General features: G+C 64.7%; 25 protein-coding genes. 13 read left to right on the top strand and 12 right to left on the bottom strand.

Annotated features, from left to right (window positions below; translation table 11 throughout):
- Positions 1-36: 36 nt before the first annotated feature.
- Entirely contained in the window at positions 37-1,125 is a 1,089-nt protein-coding gene (recA, locus tag SE91_RS09595; RefSeq protein WP_018316624.1) for a recombinase RecA, read from the bottom strand.
- Between the two features lie 533 nt (positions 1,126-1,658).
- Between recA and SE91_RS09585 the strand changes: the two genes are divergently transcribed.
- The 3 genes from SE91_RS09585 (at position 1,659) to SE91_RS36115 (ending at position 2,594) form a co-directional block, all read left to right on the top strand.
- Complete coding sequence (locus SE91_RS09585; protein ID WP_061847407.1) at positions 1,659-1,847, top strand: hypothetical protein; 189 nt, start codon at positions 1,659-1,661, stop codon at positions 1,845-1,847.
- 230 nt (positions 1,848-2,077) lie between these two features.
- Positions 2,078-2,278 carry a hypothetical protein gene (locus tag SE91_RS09580; RefSeq protein ID WP_008564080.1) on the top strand — a complete coding sequence of 67 codons (201 nt, stop codon included), beginning with the start codon at positions 2,078-2,080 and terminating at the stop codon, positions 2,276-2,278.
- Positions 2,279-2,426: 148 nt separating this feature from the next.
- Positions 2,427-2,594, top strand: a complete 168-nt coding sequence (locus SE91_RS36115; RefSeq protein WP_061847406.1) for a hypothetical protein — start codon at positions 2,427-2,429, stop codon at positions 2,592-2,594.
- A 743-nt stretch (positions 2,595-3,337) separates the two neighbouring features.
- On the opposite strand, the gene SE91_RS09565 is transcribed toward SE91_RS36115, so the two are convergent.
- Positions 3,338-3,595: a DUF2798 domain-containing protein gene (locus tag SE91_RS09565; RefSeq protein ID WP_061847404.1), complete on the bottom strand. Its 258-nt coding sequence runs from the start codon at positions 3,593-3,595 to the stop codon at positions 3,338-3,340.
- Between the two features lie 217 nt (positions 3,596-3,812).
- Between SE91_RS09565 and SE91_RS09560 the strand changes: the two genes are divergently transcribed.
- Both SE91_RS09560 and SE91_RS09555 read left to right on the top strand, forming a co-directional pair.
- Positions 3,813-4,001 carry a hypothetical protein gene (locus tag SE91_RS09560; protein WP_060737810.1) on the top strand — a complete coding sequence of 63 codons (189 nt, stop codon included), beginning with the start codon at positions 3,813-3,815 and terminating at the stop codon, positions 3,999-4,001.
- A 150-nt stretch (positions 4,002-4,151) separates the two neighbouring features.
- Positions 4,152-4,385 (top strand): DUF6894 family protein, encoded by a 234-nt coding sequence (locus SE91_RS09555; protein WP_061847403.1) that lies wholly within the window; start codon positions 4,152-4,154, stop codon positions 4,383-4,385.
- A gap of 10 nt (positions 4,386-4,395) precedes the next feature.
- On the opposite strand, the gene SE91_RS09550 is transcribed toward SE91_RS09555, so the two are convergent.
- Together SE91_RS09550 and SE91_RS09545 are read right to left on the bottom strand one after the other, a co-directional pair.
- Entirely contained in the window at positions 4,396-4,650 is a 255-nt protein-coding gene (locus tag SE91_RS09550; protein WP_060736527.1) for a hypothetical protein, read from the bottom strand.
- A gap of 103 nt (positions 4,651-4,753) precedes the next feature.
- A complete protein-coding gene (locus SE91_RS09545; RefSeq protein ID WP_060737811.1) occupies positions 4,754-5,047 on the bottom strand; it encodes a hypothetical protein in 294 nt (97 codons plus the stop codon).
- A 371-nt stretch (positions 5,048-5,418) separates the two neighbouring features.
- Here SE91_RS09545 and SE91_RS09540 point away from each other — a divergent pair, with 371 nt between their 5' ends.
- Positions 5,419-5,883, top strand: coding sequence for a PaaI family thioesterase (locus SE91_RS09540; protein WP_061847402.1), 465 nt, complete (start codon positions 5,419-5,421; stop codon positions 5,881-5,883).
- A 139-nt stretch (positions 5,884-6,022) separates the two neighbouring features.
- On the opposite strand, the gene SE91_RS09535 is transcribed toward SE91_RS09540, so the two are convergent.
- Positions 6,023-6,316 carry an HdeA family protein gene (locus SE91_RS09535; RefSeq protein WP_060736529.1) on the bottom strand — a complete coding sequence of 98 codons (294 nt, stop codon included), beginning with the start codon at positions 6,314-6,316 and terminating at the stop codon, positions 6,023-6,025.
- 478 nt (positions 6,317-6,794) lie between these two features.
- Complete coding sequence (locus SE91_RS09530) at positions 6,795-7,019, bottom strand: hypothetical protein (protein ID WP_061847401.1); 225 nt, start codon at positions 7,017-7,019, stop codon at positions 6,795-6,797.
- A gap of 152 nt (positions 7,020-7,171) precedes the next feature.
- On the opposite strand from SE91_RS09530, the gene SE91_RS09525 reads away from it, so the two are divergent.
- Together SE91_RS09525 and SE91_RS09520 are read left to right on the top strand one after the other, a co-directional pair.
- Positions 7,172-7,576 carry a hypothetical protein gene (locus SE91_RS09525; protein WP_061847400.1) on the top strand — a complete coding sequence of 135 codons (405 nt, stop codon included), beginning with the start codon at positions 7,172-7,174 and terminating at the stop codon, positions 7,574-7,576.
- Positions 7,577-7,684: 108 nt separating this feature from the next.
- Entirely contained in the window at positions 7,685-8,017 is a 333-nt protein-coding gene (locus SE91_RS09520; RefSeq protein ID WP_061847399.1) for a hypothetical protein, read from the top strand.
- 53 nt (positions 8,018-8,070) lie between these two features.
- Here SE91_RS09520 and SE91_RS09515 read toward each other — a convergent pair whose 3' ends face one another.
- Together SE91_RS09515 and SE91_RS09510 are read right to left on the bottom strand one after the other, a co-directional pair.
- Positions 8,071-8,535 carry a DUF6691 family protein gene (locus tag SE91_RS09515; RefSeq protein WP_061847398.1) on the bottom strand — a complete coding sequence of 155 codons (465 nt, stop codon included), beginning with the start codon at positions 8,533-8,535 and terminating at the stop codon, positions 8,071-8,073.
- A 5-nt stretch (positions 8,536-8,540) separates the two neighbouring features.
- Positions 8,541-8,969 (bottom strand): YeeE/YedE family protein, encoded by a 429-nt coding sequence (locus SE91_RS09510; protein ID WP_061851067.1) that lies wholly within the window; start codon positions 8,967-8,969, stop codon positions 8,541-8,543.
- A 189-nt stretch (positions 8,970-9,158) separates the two neighbouring features.
- Here SE91_RS09510 and SE91_RS09505 point away from each other — a divergent pair, with 189 nt between their 5' ends.
- The gene (locus SE91_RS09505; RefSeq protein ID WP_061847397.1) at positions 9,159-10,328 is read left to right on the top strand and encodes a GNAT family N-acetyltransferase; all 1,170 of its coding nucleotides are present in this window, start codon (positions 9,159-9,161) and stop codon (positions 10,326-10,328) included.
- A 6-nt stretch (positions 10,329-10,334) separates the two neighbouring features.
- Here the strand turns inward: SE91_RS09505 and SE91_RS09500 are convergent, their stop codons facing one another.
- The gene (locus SE91_RS09500; protein WP_008564040.1) at positions 10,335-11,000 is read right to left on the bottom strand and encodes a DsbA family oxidoreductase; all 666 of its coding nucleotides are present in this window, start codon (positions 10,998-11,000) and stop codon (positions 10,335-10,337) included.
- A gap of 168 nt (positions 11,001-11,168) precedes the next feature.
- On the opposite strand from SE91_RS09500, the gene SE91_RS09495 reads away from it, so the two are divergent.
- A complete protein-coding gene (locus SE91_RS09495; RefSeq protein WP_061847396.1) occupies positions 11,169-11,969 on the top strand; it encodes a thioesterase family protein in 801 nt (266 codons plus the stop codon).
- Here SE91_RS09495 and SE91_RS09490 read toward each other — a convergent pair.
- Both SE91_RS09490 and SE91_RS09485 read right to left on the bottom strand, forming a co-directional pair.
- Positions 11,957-12,781: a helix-turn-helix domain-containing protein gene (locus SE91_RS09490; RefSeq protein WP_061847395.1), complete on the bottom strand. Its 825-nt coding sequence runs from the start codon at positions 12,779-12,781 to the stop codon at positions 11,957-11,959. The genes SE91_RS09495 and SE91_RS09490 overlap by 13 nt on opposite strands.
- A 53-nt stretch (positions 12,782-12,834) precedes the next feature.
- Positions 12,835-13,656 (bottom strand): helix-turn-helix domain-containing protein, encoded by an 822-nt coding sequence (locus tag SE91_RS09485; RefSeq protein ID WP_061847394.1) that lies wholly within the window; start codon positions 13,654-13,656, stop codon positions 12,835-12,837.
- A gap of 100 nt (positions 13,657-13,756) precedes the next feature.
- Here SE91_RS09485 and SE91_RS09480 point away from each other — a divergent pair, with 100 nt between their 5' ends.
- Together SE91_RS09480 and SE91_RS09475 are read left to right on the top strand one after the other, a co-directional pair.
- Complete coding sequence (locus tag SE91_RS09480) at positions 13,757-13,987, top strand: hypothetical protein (protein WP_083543385.1); 231 nt, start codon at positions 13,757-13,759, stop codon at positions 13,985-13,987.
- 34 nt (positions 13,988-14,021) lie between these two features.
- Positions 14,022-14,420, top strand: coding sequence for a hypothetical protein (locus tag SE91_RS09475; RefSeq protein WP_061847393.1), 399 nt, complete (start codon positions 14,022-14,024; stop codon positions 14,418-14,420).
- Positions 14,421-14,493: 73 nt separating this feature from the next.
- On the opposite strand, the gene SE91_RS09470 is transcribed toward SE91_RS09475, so the two are convergent.
- The gene (locus tag SE91_RS09470; protein ID WP_008564016.1) at positions 14,494-15,060 is read right to left on the bottom strand and encodes an SET domain-containing protein; all 567 of its coding nucleotides are present in this window, start codon (positions 15,058-15,060) and stop codon (positions 14,494-14,496) included.
- Positions 15,061-15,225: 165 nt separating this feature from the next.
- On the opposite strand from SE91_RS09470, the gene SE91_RS09465 reads away from it, so the two are divergent.
- Entirely contained in the window at positions 15,226-15,831 is a 606-nt protein-coding gene (locus tag SE91_RS09465) for a hypothetical protein (RefSeq protein WP_061851065.1), read from the top strand.
- Position 15,832: the final 1 nt, after the last annotated feature.

Below are 15,832 nucleotides of genomic sequence, written 5' to 3'. Positions count from 1 at the left end.
GCGCCCGCTCCTCGCGAAAAATTTTCGCGCTAAGTCTTACTCGTCCGCAGGCTCCTCGCCGTCGGCGTCGCTCTCGGGCGTGCCGGCCAGGATCTGCTCGGAGATCAGGCCGGAGTTCTGGCGGATCGAGGTCTCGATCTTGGCGGTAATGTCCGGGTTGGCCTTCAGGAACGCTTTCGAATTCTCGCGGCCCTGACCCAGGCGCTGGCTGTCATAGGAGAACCAGGCGCCGGACTTCTCGACGATGCCGGCCTTGACGCCGAGATCGAGGATCTCGCCCATCTTGGAGACGCCCTCGCCGTACATGATGTCGAACTCGACCTGCTTGAAGGGCGGTGCCAGCTTGTTCTTCACCACCTTGACGCGCGTGGTGTTGCCGACGACTTCGTCGCGCTCCTTGATCGCGCCGATGCGGCGGATGTCGAGGCGGACGGAGGCGTAGAACTTCAACGCGTTGCCGCCGGTGGTGGTCTCGGGCGAGCCGTACATCACGCCGATCTTCATGCGGATCTGGTTGATGAAGATCACCATGGTGTTGGACTTGTTGATGGACGCCGTCAGCTTGCGCAGCGCCTGGCTCATCAATCGCGCCTGCAGACCCGGCAGCGCATCGCCCATCTCGCCTTCGAGCTCGGCCTTCGGCACCAGCGCTGCGACCGAATCGACCACCAGCACGTCCACCGCACCCGAGCGCACCAGCGTGTCGCAGATTTCCAGCGCCTGCTCGCCGGTGTCGGGCTGCGAGATCAGGAGCTCGTCGATGTTGACGCCCAGCTTGCGGGCATAGACCGGGTCGAGCGCGTGCTCGGCGTCGATGAAGGCGCAGATGCCGCCCTTCTTCTGCGCTTCCGCCACCGTATGCAGCGCCAGCGTCGTCTTGCCCGATGATTCCGGCCCGTAGATCTCGACGATGCGCCCCTTGGGCAGGCCGCCGATGCCGAGCGCGATATCGAGACCAAGCGAGCCCGAGGACACCGCCTCGATGTCCATGGAGCGGTCGTTCTTGCCGAGCTTCATCACCGAGCCCTTGCCGAACTGGCGCTCGATCTGAGAGAGCGCGGCGGCCAGGGCTTTACTCTTGTCCATGGAAGATCCTTCGACGATACGCAGGGCAGTGGCGGACATTGGGTCGTGCTCCTTATGGCGAGGATTCGGGTGCGGGACAAACGATTGGGGCAGCGGGTCGTCGATAAAATCAATGTACCCTATTTGTTCTAGGTTCGCAATATGTTCTTTGCAGATTGGGGGGGCTGTGTCCTAAGTTGATTTTTGAAGTGTCCTGGTTTCGATTTAGGATCCCCGCGATGACTAAGCCGCCCCGAGACTTGCGGACGATGTTTCCGCCTCCGCTAACTAGCGACCAAGTGGGGGTGCTTCAGGCTTTGCGAGGTGGCGCGGAAGACGCCGATCTTCCGGATTGGATGGTGGAAGATTGCTTGGCGCTTGGAATTCTTGAAGAGAGTCGCCCCGGCTTCTATCGGATCACGGACATTGGCCGTGCCGCCTTGGAAATAGAACTAACCCGGGAGTAAGGCCGCCTCAGTTGGCGGCCTCCGGACAGCACCAGAGCCCTCGCCGCACAGCACTTTGAAAAGCTCGGGCTTATGTGCTACAGAAAGTAACGCTACACACCGTCTCACTTGCCCCGGGAGAAACAGATGAGGTCAATCGCCACGATCGTTCTCGCGCTGTCCGTGCTCGCCGGCTCGCCATCGGTGCAGGCGCAGTCGGCGAACACGCCGACATCCGCGGCGCCGAAAGCCGGTGCCAAAATCACCAAGAAGTCTCAGCTGCACGACGGCTGCCACAGCCGGTACGCCCAGATGCTGGGCAAGCCCTGCCACTGACATTGCTGGCTCAATCTCCAGAGGCCGCCGCGGTTGGCGGCCTCGAGTTGAGGACCTTCGGAGCCTGGCCTCAAATGGCCAACAATCGTCGATCTCCGTGCGTGTACAACTGAACAGACCCGAATTCGTTTCTGAACCCTAATGCACCATCACCGCACGAATCCTGGCGACGACCGGTGACGAGAACGCCAATCGCGCTCCCGCCTTCCTCCGATGGAAATGAGCGCGTCATGTTCAGGCGACGGCGATTCAAGCAGCAGCTGACCCTCCAGGATCGGCTGGCCGCATGGGCGAAGCAGGTCGAGGAGCAGGCCTCCAGGCTGCCGCCTGGCCCCGAGCGAGACGCCCTGCTCAAGAAGGCACGACGAGCCGACATCGCCAATCATCTGCATGATTGGGTCAAGTCTCCCGGGCTGCAGCCGCCGAAATAGCGGTGCGTTCTCATTCGCCGTGAAGCTGATGCGCATCAAAGACGCGCGGCCTGCGCGCCGTCATAATTCCGCAATCCTACGGCACTGAACCTTTTCGCGGCCTGCGGCCTTCTGTCGGGATGGGACCGCAACTCTGGGGATCTCTGTCATGACCGAAAACACGCAGCCCGGCGCCATCAGGCGCAACCCCCTGCTCGAGGCCGCGCAGGAGGAAATGCTCAAGTTCGAGCGCAGGGAAAACGCATTCCGCAAGAAGGATCGCGACGAGCGCGCCGCCGAGCTCCGGCTGCCCCTGGACGAGATCAAGGTCCATTAAGCCGGCCGGGGTGGTCGTCCGGACCCGTCTGGGCTGCCGCCAACCCCAAGCCCGCGCTCTCGGGAACCAGCATGGTCCCGGTATGGCTCATGCGCGATTAAGGTATCGAAGTACCTTGATTAACTCATTGATTCCATGACTGAATCCCCTGGCGCTCTACTGTGCATGGGGTTGTTTTCGCCCTTTTTTGGCGATGGCGGCGCGAGCGCGCCTACCGTGCCGACCCTACAGCAGCGCCAACAGCACGAGGCCGATGACCAGCACGACGAAGCCAGCCGCCGTCGCGGCGGCGAATGACCGCTCTACGTTATCCATGATGCACCCCATCGCCGCCGCGCCACGTTTCCCCCATGGCTGCGCCGGACGATCCGGAATCTTGCCGACCGATGTGTCGCCAGTCGTGCGGCCGGATGTCGAAATTGGGACCGGCCAGGGGCCAGTCTGAGGCCTCGCGATCCCTGCCATTTGCTGCGTCCCCGTCAGGCGCATGTAAGCCGGAACGCCTAATATCGCGGTGCCCGATGGACCAACACCGGGCCTCCATACTCAACCGAGGACCCCGCTCTCCCCGAGCGGGGTTTTCTGTTTGCGGGCATGGCGGGGCACGGGATGATTCGATCTGCCGAACTGTCAGGCTGACGTAAGCGCAGGCGGCTATGGTCGGCTTGCTAGGTGTTGCAGCCCAGCACCTCAGCCTCCAATAACTTTCTCCCCCCGCTTGGCTCTCCCCAAGCGGGGTTTTTTCATGCCTGGCGGCGGGTTCGCAACTCGCCATCCTCCCGCGTCAGCCGCAGCGAGACGGCGCGGATGGCGGGCGCAGCGAGCAGCACGATCGGCAGCATCGCGGCCCATGCGATCAGCCACGACGCGATCCAGTGCCCGAGGAAGACCATGGCGCTTGCGGCGGGAAAGCTGGCGATGCCGGCGGCGATCAGCGAGGTCAGCCCGGACTGGATGACGCCGAAGACGAGATGGGAGTAGCGGCGGGGAATGCCGAGCATGAAAGGTCCATGGTTGCCTCTCCAAGCCAAGCAAGGCATGTGCCGTCACACGGTGGTACTCCGTGGTTCTCCGACCATGAACAGAGTTCCCGCCCCCGTCCCGGTTTGCGCTTTCCGTGAACGGCGAGGAGGTTTGTCGACATATTTCGCTTGTCCGGGGAATATCATGACGCCCATCATGTTGTAGGTCACGGACGGTGAATCGTGGGAGATGACCATGAATCACAGGGGCGTCGAATTCACCCTCGCCAAGACGGCCATTCCCGGCATCTGGCAGTGGCAGTTCCGCATCGGCGAGCAGATCAAGACCGGCAGGACCGAGACCAAGATCGACCTGCTCGCGATCCGGCGGGTGCAGCTGCGCATCGATCGGGAGCTGAAGGCCATCGAGCGCAAAACGGCCTGAGCAAGTTGGCCTGAGCGCGATCAGCGGGTGGCGGCGCGATCCGGATGGCCACGCCCGTAGCCGCCCGGAATTGATCTGACCGGGATTTGGGATTGCACTGCGCGCCCGTGGCCTTGGAGGGCGGGCCATCACGCGCGATCGGTGCCAGCCATGCCGCTCTATTTTTTTCGAATCCGGAACGGTCGCTATTCCGGCTGCGCGGAACAAGCGTCGGAATTTGCTGATCGCGATTCCGCCTGGAAGGAGATGACCAACGTCTGCGCCGACATGGCCGCCGGCATTGCCCGCAAGCTCCAGGAAAATTCCGAATGGCACATGGAGCTCCTGGACGAGTCCAAGGAGCCGGTGTTCCGGATTCGCATCGTCTCGGAAACGCTAGACTAGGAGTGCGGCCCTAATCCGCGCTGGGCAGCCGGCGCATGGTGAATTCGATGTCGCCGCCGGGCAGTTCGCGCCAGGTCTCGACCGCGCTCATGTAACCCGCCTTGGGATAGCGGGCGAAGAAGGCCTCCGCCCTCGCCCGCGCCGCCGCGCGCGGCAGCGTGAAGGTCTCGCGCAGATAGCCGTCGCCGGTCGCATGGCCCGCCTTGCCGCCTGCTTTGCGCCGGCGCGCCATGCGCTCGGCGAGATCCCGCGGGCGATCGGCCATGTCACGCCTCCTTGACGCAATACGCTTTCGCGGAATGTAGGAGGCCGGCAGGGCAAAGGGGAGTCCCGATCGGAGGCCTCAGCCGCCTCCGATCGGCGCAGGGTCAATTGGCGGCCGTGCCGGATTTCTTCTTCGGTGCGCTGGTCGCGGCCGAGGCCTTCGGCGCCGCCGACTGCTTCGGCGGATCGGAGCGCATGCCGCCCCAGGGATCGTTGGACGTCTTGGTGTCCGGAATCTTCTTCAGCGTTTCCTTGTAAGCCTTGTCACGTTCGGCTTCGGCGGCCTTCTCCTCGGGGGTCTTGCTCGGCGCATCCTGCAGCAAATTGAGCTGGGGCATTTGCGCATAGGCAGGTCCCGCCAGCACGGCCAGCACCGCGGCCAAACGGAAAAATTTCATCATCCACTCCTTGATCATCCATGAAGCGCGGATCGCCCGCGCCTTGTCGTCCTTGTCGCGGCGAAGCGCAACCCCAGGGCTGCATGGCCGTTACAACCGGTCCGATCTGCACGATTTCGGCGCATGCAGCCAGTCGTCCCAGATCGGCCCGCATCTGGTGCACCCGTTCAGCACAAGGCGGAGCGCAGCCAGACAAAAGACCAGGACACATCGACGCAACATCATCCACCCGTACCCAAGCGCGGCATCATATCGGGCGAAGTCGGGCATTTTCAAGCCGACCGGGCCGGCGCCGGACCGGGTGACTTTGCCACGCCGATACGCGCAGAATGCCGCGGAAACATCTGGCAACAATGGAGGGAACGACAGTAATGCCAATGCAGCCCAACGCCGAGTTCGGCATCACGGAGGCCGGACGCATCCTCGGCGAGGTCTTTGCGCCCTGGGTTCAGGATCTCGGCCTTTCGGTCGAGCGCATCGAGATCGCACAGCCTGCGGACGCGCCGGACTGGCAGCCGGGCGCGGTCTTGCGCATGCCGTTTTCGGAGCGGCTGTGCCGCAACGGCGGCATCGTCTGCGGCCAGGCGCTGATGGCGCTCGCCGACACCGCGATGGTGATCGCGATCTTCGCCGCCAATCGCGGCTATCGTCCGATGACCACGGTCGACCAGACCACCCATTTCATGCGCGCCGCCAGCGCCTCGGACGTGCTTGCGGATGCCCGCGTGGTCCGACTCGGGCGCACCATGAGCTTTGGCCGCGTCACCCTGCTGTCGGCCGCCGACAACAAGCCGGTCGCGATGGTGTCGAGCGCGTTCGCGATGCTGCCGGGCTGAGCATCTTCCCGAAAAAAAGAGAGCCGCGGCAGCGCAAGGCGCACCGCGGCTCTCCATCACGTTTTTGTCGAACACATTTGCATCGAAGCGAGAGACAAGCGCGATTGCGGCCGCGCTTCAGGCGGTACGCTCCTAGGAACTACTTGCCGAGAATTTCGTCGGCCGCGGTGACGACACTGACGGTCGGATTCTTTCCGCAATAGGCACCGAACTTCTTGGCATTCTCAATGAACACCTCGGTGTCGATGATCGCGTTGTCCTCGTCGCCCTTGTACCAGCCGTCCATCCAGGTCAGCACGACCGCGATGTTGTCTTCCCCACTATCGAGGAATTGCTTGCAGCTCATGGTCGAGAGGTCCCACTTGGCGGCCTGGGCGGGCATCGACGACAGCGAAAGCGCCGCGGCGAACAGAAGCGAAAGCGTGGTCTTCATCGGAATCTCCATCGGCGCGTAACGCCATAAAGGAAAGGGCTTGCAGGAAAAGTCTGCGGGAAGTGACTCGCCGCTTCGACGTCGTAAACGAAGTCTGAAGCGCTGTGCAAGTAACGCCAGAATTGCGTGCGACAATTTCGTGCGGAATTGCCGCCCTGTTTGGCGCAGCGACCGGCGCGTAGGCCTCGCTTCGTGCAATGACGTACGCGATGTGAACACGCGTTCGCATCACATCCACAATACGATTATGATTGCGTGGTACGACGGCGGCGACGTCAACGCAGGCTTGCGATCGCGAGCACGACGATCGCGAGTACGATCATCGATGAGACCGCGAGAAATCGTCCGCCAGGACGATCGATGGTGCGCGACCACAATGTCGGCACAGCTCAGCCGAAGCGCTGCGACGCTGTCGCCGATCGAGGTGCCGCGATCCCTCGCAGTGGCGAGGAGCGGGAGCCATCGGAGTCGCCGCGTTCTATTTCGTCTTCTTGGCGGGCTCGCTCGGGCGCGCCCCGCCCCACGGATCATACTTGTCCTTGGGCTCGGGTATGCGCTCGAGTGCGGCCTTGTAGGCCTTCTCGTCGACCTTAGGCTTGTTGTCCCCCTGCTTGGTCCCTTCATTGGGCTGGCGCCGACCCTGCGCCTCGGCCGCTCCGGTCGCCAACGCCAGCAATGCGGCGGCTATGACCAAAACCCTCATGGATGCAATCCCCCTCGCCTAGGGTACAAACTAGCCTGCATTCCCGTATTAGCAAATGCCGCGGGTTCCAAGGCTTCAGCAAAACTTGATCGGGCCTGACTTCGCCGGATCGCATTCGTGCCTATCTGTTGGCCCGCAGGGGACCTCCACGGATGTTGCGGATCATTGCTCATGCGGCGCTGTTCGCCGGCGCGCTCGCGCTCGGTGGATGCGGCTTTGCCGACAGCCGGGCACCGGTGCCCGAGTTCATGCGCATGAAGGAGGCCGAGCAGCCACTCCCCGAGCCGGTCCCCGACGTCAAGCGCGTGGTGCGTGAGCAGATCGACGTCGTCTTCCTCAGCACGTCCTATCCGCGCGAGGTGCACGTTGCACCGCCCCATCGTGAGGTGCGCGGAGCGGGCTGGACGGCATGCGTCCGCGCGCAGCTCACCTCGGCAACCGGGACGCCGCTGGGCGCTCAGACCTACATCGTGACGATCATGGGCGGAAAGGTCGTCGATCGCCGACGCGCGGAAGGCGACGACATCTGCGGGACCGAGACTTACGAGCCGATCTAGGAACAACCGCTTCGCGAAACGCCGGGTTCCGGGAAAAACCAGCATCAAAGCGGGGAACGATCGCCGCCTCCCCTTCTTGTTACCGCCGAGGGCAGTTTCGAGGAGGACATGATGAGGACATTCACGATTGCGCTGTTGGCTGGCGTCGGTGCGTTGGCCGCAGCAACGGGCGCCAAAGCGGCCGACGTCTATGCGACCAGCGAATACATGAATCCCGATCTCATCCAGGAAGTGCGGATGGTCTGCGACGAGGACGGAAATTGCTACCGCAGCCGCAGCCGCTCGCGCGTGATCGTGCGCGACTCCTATGCGACCATGCCGAGCGATCGGTATTACGAGCGACGGACCTATCATCGTCATTATGACGACGGTCCGCGCGCCGGAGTCGGCATCCGCGCGCCTGGAGTTAGCGTTGGCGTCGGTGTCAACGACCGCTGGTAATCGATGACGTCACGATGGGCGGGAGGGCGAGACACTCGCCCGGTCCCATTCGATCAGGCTTCAAGTGAGTCGGCCGGCGTGACGATGCGCGCCGCCGGCGAATGCGCGATGAACCGGGCAAGCACCATGCCGGCAAACATCGCCGCGACGAAGATGAACGCCGAAGTCGAGCCAAGTCCGAGCGCGGTCAAGGCCGGTCCCGGACAGAAGCCTGCCAATCCCCAGCCGACACCGAAGATCGCGGGACCCGCAATGATCCTGACATCGATGTCCCTTCGTGTGGGAAGATAAAACCGCTCGGCGAAGACCGGACGCGCGCGCTTCAGAACCCGGTTGAAGCCGATGAAGGTCACTGCGACGGCACCGGCCATCACGAAGGCAAGACTCGCATCCCACGTCCCTGCCGGAATGCCGCCGAGGTCGAGGAAGTTCAGAACCTTGGCCGGGTTCGACATGCCGGACACGATGAGGCCGAGACCAAAGATCAGGCCGATAGCGAATTGAACGAGAACGGCCATCGCCGTCAGCTCCAGTGCCGCATCACGAAGACCGTCGCAACGGCCGTCGTTATGAAGGTGATGGTCGCGACCAGTGAGCGCGCCGAGAGGCGGGACAGCCCGCAGACGCCATGGCCGGAAGTACAGCCACTGCCCCACACCGAACCGAAGCCGGTGAGCAATCCCGCGACGATCAAAACGGCCGGCGCGGTCGCGATCGTCTGCGCAGGAAGTCGTCCGGTGACGAGCAGGACTAGCACGGGGGCGGCGACGAGACCGGCGACGAAGGCGAGCCGGCCGGCAAACTCGCCGTCTTCGTAAGGCGGAAACAGCCGCGCCGCGATGCCGCTGACGCCGGCGATACGTCCGCTCGCCCACATCAGCAGAACGGCGGACACCCCGATCAGCGCGCCGCCCAGGAGCGATGCCATTGGCGTGAAAGGCGTCGCGATCATCGTGATTCTCCAGGTCCAGAACAATCCCTGTGCATCCATCGATACGACCAGCGATCGGGCGCACGGATGCTCAACGAGACGTTAATACTACCATTCGAATTGACGCGGCGTCCCAACGGTATTTTCCAATCTTTACGCTAAGAATGACCGTAACGCGGTCTTGGCCCGCGTGAATGGGGATGATGGGACGTGGTCGACATCGCGCAGCAGGCAGCGATCAATCCGGCATCGGCAAGCGATGCCATGGCCGGCCGCGCGCGCGTTCCGCTCACCTCCATCGATCCCGGGCAATGGCGCGCGCTCGCGCAACGCGCGATCGAACCGAACGGATATTACCTGCCCGGCTGGGAGCTCGCCGTCAGCGCAACGGCCCGCGGCCGCACGGACGCCTCGGCGCTGACTGCATACGACGCGGCTTCGACGCGCCTGATCGGGCTGATGCCGGTGACCTCGCTCTGGCGCGCCTGGAAGATTCCCCTGCCCGCGCTGGTGAGTGCGCATCCCTATGGCACGCTGTGCAGCCCGCTGATCGACCGCGACGCTTCCATCGAGAGCGCCACGCAGTTGTTGCAGCAGGCGCGCGCGGCCGGCGCCCATGCGCTCGTGCTGAACGACGTCGCGCTCGACGGCGCGGCGATGAGCGCGCTCAATCGAGTTCTCGAGCGCGACGGCCTGAAGCCGCGCGTGCTCGGCTCCTATGTCCGCGCCAGCCTCGATGCGACGCAGGACGGCGATGCACTGCTACGCGAAGCCCTCGGCGCGCGGAAGCTCAAGGAGCTGCGCCGGCAGCGCCACCGGCTCGAAGAAAAGGGTCCTGTCGCGTTCGAAATCGCGCGAGGGCGCGACGAGATCGGGCCGGCGCTCGAAACGTTCCTGCAACTTGAGGCCAGCGGCTGGAAGGGCAAGCGCGGCACCGCGCTGATCCAGCATGCGGGCGATGCCACCTTCATCCGCCGGGCCGTGCCGGCGCTGGCGGAAACCGCGCAAGTCGAGATCATCACGCTTCGAGCCGGCACGACAGCGGTCGCCGCCGGCATCGTGCTGCGTCACCAGGATCGCGCCTTTTTCTTCAAGCTCGGCATCGACGAGCGCTTTGCAAAATATTCGCCGGGCGTGCAGCTCACGCTCGACCTCACGCGCCATCTCTGCGCCGATCCGGCCATTACAAGCGCGGATTCGACCGCGAGTGCCGATCATCCCATGATCAACCCGATCTGGCGCGGACGCTTCGCGATCGGCGACGTGCTGATCCCGCTACGGCGGCACGATCCGGTAGTGGCACTGATTCACGGGGCGCTGGTGGCGCACGACGCCGCCTACGCGGCCGCGCGCCGCGCCGTTCGCTTACTTCGCAAATAGGCCAGCTTACTCCGCCGCCTCGGCGTTGATCTCTGCCGAGACCTGGCGGATGGCGCGGGCGAGCAGGTTCGGATCCTGCGCGCCGGAGACGGCGTATTTCTGCGCGAAGACGTAGGTGGGTACGCCGGAGATGCCCTTCTCGGCGGCCTCCTGCGCATCGGCCGACACGCGCGCGACATCCTCGTCGGTGGCAAGGCGCTTGCGCACATCTTCGGGGTCGAGACCGATATCGGCAGCCGCCTGCACCAGCACATTCACGTCGGTGAGGTCGCCGCCGTCGCGGAAATAGAGCTCCATCAGACGCTGCTTCATCTCCGGGGCCTTACCGATCGCCTCGGCCCAGAGGATCAGGCGATGGCAATCGGTGGTGTTGGGCTGACGCGCCACCAGCTCGGGCTTATAAATCAGCCCCTCCTCGCCCGCCGCCGCAACGACGCGCCCGGCGATGCCCTTGTAGGCTTCGACCGAGCCGAACTTCTGGGTGAGATAGGCCTCGCGGCTGATGCCTTCGCGCGGCACCCAGGGATTGAGAAAGAAGGGCCTGAAATTGAGCTTGACCGGAACGTCTGGCACAAGCGCCAGCGCGCTTTCGATGCGGTGCTTGCCGATATAACACCAGGGGCACACCACATCGGAGACGACGTCGATCTGGAGCGGTTTCAGCGTGCTCATGGCGGCGCCTCCTTCGGGCATTCTGCGGGTCCGTCGGAAGATAAGCCGAACCGGAGGCTGCGCAAGCCGCCCGCCCCGCATGGTTCACGACTTCACCTCTGCGGTTATTGTGAGGGGCCCGCCCTGCTCCGATACTCGCGGCCACGATCGAGCCAGCGGGAGACTGCCATGACAGCCATTTTCAGGCCAGAAGGCCATCATTTCCGGGCGACGGAGCATGCCGGCGGACCGTGGTCGCCGGACATGTTGCAGGGAAGCGCCACCACCGCGCTGATGGCCCGCGAGGTCGAGCGGCTCGCGACCCAATCAGGCTTTGCGGTGCGGCGCCTGACTTTCGACCTGTGGCGACCGGCGGGCCTGCGCGCCTTCAAGACCGCAACGGAATGGCTGCGCGACGGCCGCAAGGCCAAGACCGTGCAGGTGCGGCTGATAGACGGCGAAACCGAGATCGGCCGCTGCACGGCGCTGCTGACGGCGCAGGCCGGCGAGTCGCCGCCCGATCCCTTCGCCGGGCCAGCGGCGCCAGAGAAGGCGCCGGAGGACGGCAGCCCGCCGCCGGCCTTCGCGCAGAAATGGAGTCGCTATTTCCAGAACGTGTCGGTGCGGCTGATCGAGGGCGCGCTGGAAAAGCCGGGCCCCGCGGCCGCCTGGATGCGGCTCGACGCGGCATTGGTCGAAGGCGAGCCGAACACGCCGATGCTCCAGGCCGTGCAGGCCGCGGACTTTTCCAGCGGCGTCGCGCAGATCGTCGACATGCGCAGCTGGACCTTCATCAACCCCGAGATCAGCCTTTACTTCTTCCGTCCGCCGGAGGGCGATTGGATCCTGATCCGCGCCGCGACCCGCGTCGGCGCCAATGGCGCGGGCCTCACCACGGCGACACTGAGCGATCGCAAGGGTCCGTTCGCGGAGGTGATGCAGGCGATGACCTTCGAGCGGCGCGAGGCCGTGCAGGCTCAGGCGTCCTGAGCGGCTAGCGCGATCAACGTGGCTTCGGACGCGGCATCAACAGGCATGAACATCTCGACGCGGAGCTCCTGGAGCGTCACGTCCTGCGGCGTGCCGAGCGTCAGAACCGCGCCGATCAGGCCGATGCCGACCTCGCCCCTGCGCAGCCGCACCTCGCAAAGCGGCCCCGGCACGGCGTTGTCCTCGAGCTGAGGCGCAGGCAGGTCCGGCAAGCGCATCAAGTCGCGCCAGGTCGATTGCAGGGCCTCATCGAGCGGCGCAGCCATGGCTTCATGGCGCGCCCGCGACAGCAGCGCTGCCGCGACAATCGGCCAGTTCTCGACGAATGGCTTGAGCTCATTCGGCGCCAGAAACATGCGCATGTGATTGAGCGGGCGCTGCATGCGCTCGGGGCCGAGCAACATGGTCATCAGGCGCGAGGCGGCGCGATTGGCCTGCTTCACGTTCCAGCGCCGGTCGGTCACGATGGCGGGGAACGGCTCGTGCCGTCGCAGCAGAAGATCGATGGCGCGCCGCGCATCCGCAAGCTCCGGCGCGGCGAGATCGCGCTCGCCATATTGCCGCGCGAAGCCGCCGGCCTCGAGCAGCGCGTTGCGGTCGCGTAGCGACAGATCCAGCGCTGAGGCGAGCTGGAGGAGGATGTCCCGGCTGGCCGCCGCCTTGGCGGTCTCGACATGGCTGAGATGCTTGACCGAGATGCCGGCCTCGAACGCCAGCTCCGCCTGACTCAACGCACGGCGCATGCGCCAGGCGCGCAAGAGATCGCCGACCGGATTGGCCGGCCGCAACGGCCGGGAGGAGCGTGTATCCATCCGCCGATTATGCGAGCGCCGCTGCGCGCTGTAAACGCCGCTAGGAAAGCCAGTTAGGAAAGGCTCGCCGCCATCTGCTTCAGCCTTTCTGCGGTGCGCTCGTCCGCCGGGAAGAAGGTCTCCAGCGCCAGCTCCGACAGGGTGATGTCGACGGGCGTGCCGAACACCATGGTGGTGGAGAAGAAGCTCAAAATCTCGCTTTCGTGGCGCAGCTTGAACGGGATCGCGACATTGTCGCTCGACAGCGGCGCCGACCGCGCCGGCATGGGATAGCTCTTGAGATCGTTGTAGAGCTTGATCAGTTCAGGATCGGCCGTCGCCTCGCATTGCCGATGCAGCCGCTCCAGGAGATGCCCGCACCATTCCGCGAGGTTGACCGTGCGCGGGGCCAACGCCTCGGGATGGAAGGCGAGCCGCAGCACGTTGACGGGCTGGCCGAGCAGATGCTGCGGGATGCCGTCGAGCAGCGGCGCCACCATGCGGTTGGCGGACACCAGGTTCCAGTGCCGGTCCACCGCGAGTGCGGGATTGGGCTCATGCGCCTTCAGGACGAGGTCGATCGCCTGGCGGGCTGATTTCAAGGCAGGATCCTCCAGCGGACGCTGCTGGAAGGCCGGCGCGTAGCCCGCGGCCACCAGCAGCACGTTGCGTTCACGCAAGGGCACGTCGAGGCGTTCGGCGAGCCTCAGCACCATGTCGCGCGAGGGCGCGGCACGGCCGGTCTCGACGAAGCTCAGATGCCGCGCCGAGATCTCCGCTTCGCCGGCGAGATCGAGCTGGCTCATGCGGCGGCGCTGCCGCCATTCGCGCAAATGGTCGCCGATATGGACCGGCTGGCTACGTTCGGTGCGTGCGGTGGATGCATGTGCGTTCATGACCAAAAACCTAGCATGCGGGTTTCGGTGCTTCCATTACCAGCAAGGTAATCGAATTCCCCTCGCGCCGGCTCATCTTCCATCACGACAGGAGATGACCATGATCGCGCTGCTGCTCTACCGGACCATCGCAGACCACGTCCTGCCCTGGGCCGTGGCTTTCGCAACCCGCATGCTGGCGCGGAGCCTCAACATGCCCGAGCCGCTCGTGCATTCGACCGGTGACTACGTCGTCGCGCAGGTCGTCGCCTTCGAGCATGGCGTCGGCAAGAGCCTCTGCCCGTTCCGCCTCGCCCGCATCGTCCGCGCTTGGTGGCGCGGCGTGCGCTGACGTCCCTTCCCCACCTCAACCAAGGAGAACCACGATGATCGAAGCATCCACTTTCCTGCGCCGTGCACTCTTCGCGGACGCCGTCTTCAGCGGCGTCGCCGCGCTCGACTTCACTTTCGGCGCAAGCACGTTCGGCGCGCTGTTCAGCCTGCCCGAGGTGCTGCTGCGCGAAGCCGGCCTGTTCCTGATCGCCTACACCGCGCTGGTGGGCTGGCTCGCCGCACGCGCGTCCGTTCCCAGGGCGCTCGTGCTGCTGGTCGTGATCGGCAATGCGGCCTGGACAATCGGCAGTATCGCGCTGCTGCTTTCGGGCGCGGTGTCGCCGAATGTTGCCGGCGTGCTGATGGTCGTGGCACAGGCGATCGCGACCGGCGTATTCGCCGAGCTGCAATATGTGGGATTGCGGAAGAGCGGGAGCGTCGTGGCGGCGTAGCTAGACCCGCTCACCACGCGCAGTCGTCGCCCGGCCCGGCCGGGCGACCGACTATTCCAGAAAATGCCTAAGCTCAGGCTCGCGCGCGTCCGTTCGCCTTGGCGAAGGTGTGACCGTTGAGCTTCTTCTTTTTGGCGGCCTTGTTCTTGGGGCTCGTCGCGCCCGCCTTCTTGGCCTTGCGCGCCTTCACCTTGGCGGCTTCCGCCCGCGCCTCGGCGCGCAGCTTCTTGCGCTTCTTCTCACAGGAGTCGCACTTGCAGCCGATCGGCTTCAGATAGGCTTTGAAATAGTCGGTGCCGTAATCGTAGTTGATCTCGTCGCCGGGCTCGATGTTCCTGATCGCGCGGATGAAGACCTTGCGCTCACGCGGGCGGACGTCGGATTCCGCGTTGGGACGGCAGGAATGGTTGATGTAGCGGGCGAGGTTCTTGCGCACCGAGCCGTCGATGGTCCAGCGCCCGTTGAGCTCGAACAGATATTTGTTCTCGATCTCGTCATGCGCCGGAATCCGCGAATCCAGGATCGGTCCGAAATAGCGGATGATCCGGGTCCCCTTCTTGATCGGCTTGGTGGCGAAGAGGCCGAGCCCGGTCTTGGAGCGGCCGACGCGATAGGGTTTGTTCGTGGATGTGGCTGGCATGATCAGAGGGAACGAGGACGCGAACGAGGCCGGAACGGCTTAAAGCGAAGCCGCTCTTCTAGAACGATTCCGCGTCGCTGTCAGGTGTCCGGCGGCGTTGATTGAACCTTGCCCACAATCAAGGCGTCTGATGGGACGGAGTTCCAGCCGCACCGAAGCGTCATCATGATCCGTATTACCGCTCTCTCCCTCACCGCGCTGCTGATCTGCGCCGGCCTCGGCTGCGCCCACGCCCAATCGGTGGGCAGCAGCTACACCTCGTCGGCGCCGAAGGATTGCCGCCCGGTCGGCAAGCCCAGCGAGCTCGACGGTAGCACCACGCGCGTGTGCCCGGGCAAGGACGGCCTGATGGTGCTGATCGCCGAGGACGATCTGCGCGAAATCGTCTCGGTCGGCCGCAACCACAAGCAGGCGGCCAAGGAACCGGCGGCCAATGTCTGGTTCGCCCCGTTCAATTCATCGGAAAACACCGTGGAATGGCGCAGCTCGGACGCCAAGCCGTTTGCGATCATCCAGCGCTGGCACATCGCCGACAATGGCGATCCCGACAAGCAGGGACGGCCAAACACCAAGGCCATGCTGGTGGTGACCCGGCTGCCCCCAGGCCCGGTCTGCCACGTCGCCTATGTCGACGCGATCGCCAATCCGACCGCCAATGAGCTCGCCCGCAAGGCCGCCGACGATTTCGCCCGCGGCTTCACCTGCGGCAAGGATCAGGTGAAGATCATCGGCGCACCCGGCCGCGCCGTCGAGCTGGCGACGATGCGCTAGT

The sequence above is a fragment of the Bradyrhizobium sp. DOA1 genome (genome assembly GCF_001593325.1).
In the GTDB taxonomy this organism is placed as follows: Bacteria; Pseudomonadota; Alphaproteobacteria; order Rhizobiales; family Xanthobacteraceae; genus Bradyrhizobium.
Note: the sequence above shows the minus strand (reverse complement) of the source record. Positions and strands in the feature narration are given on the sequence as shown.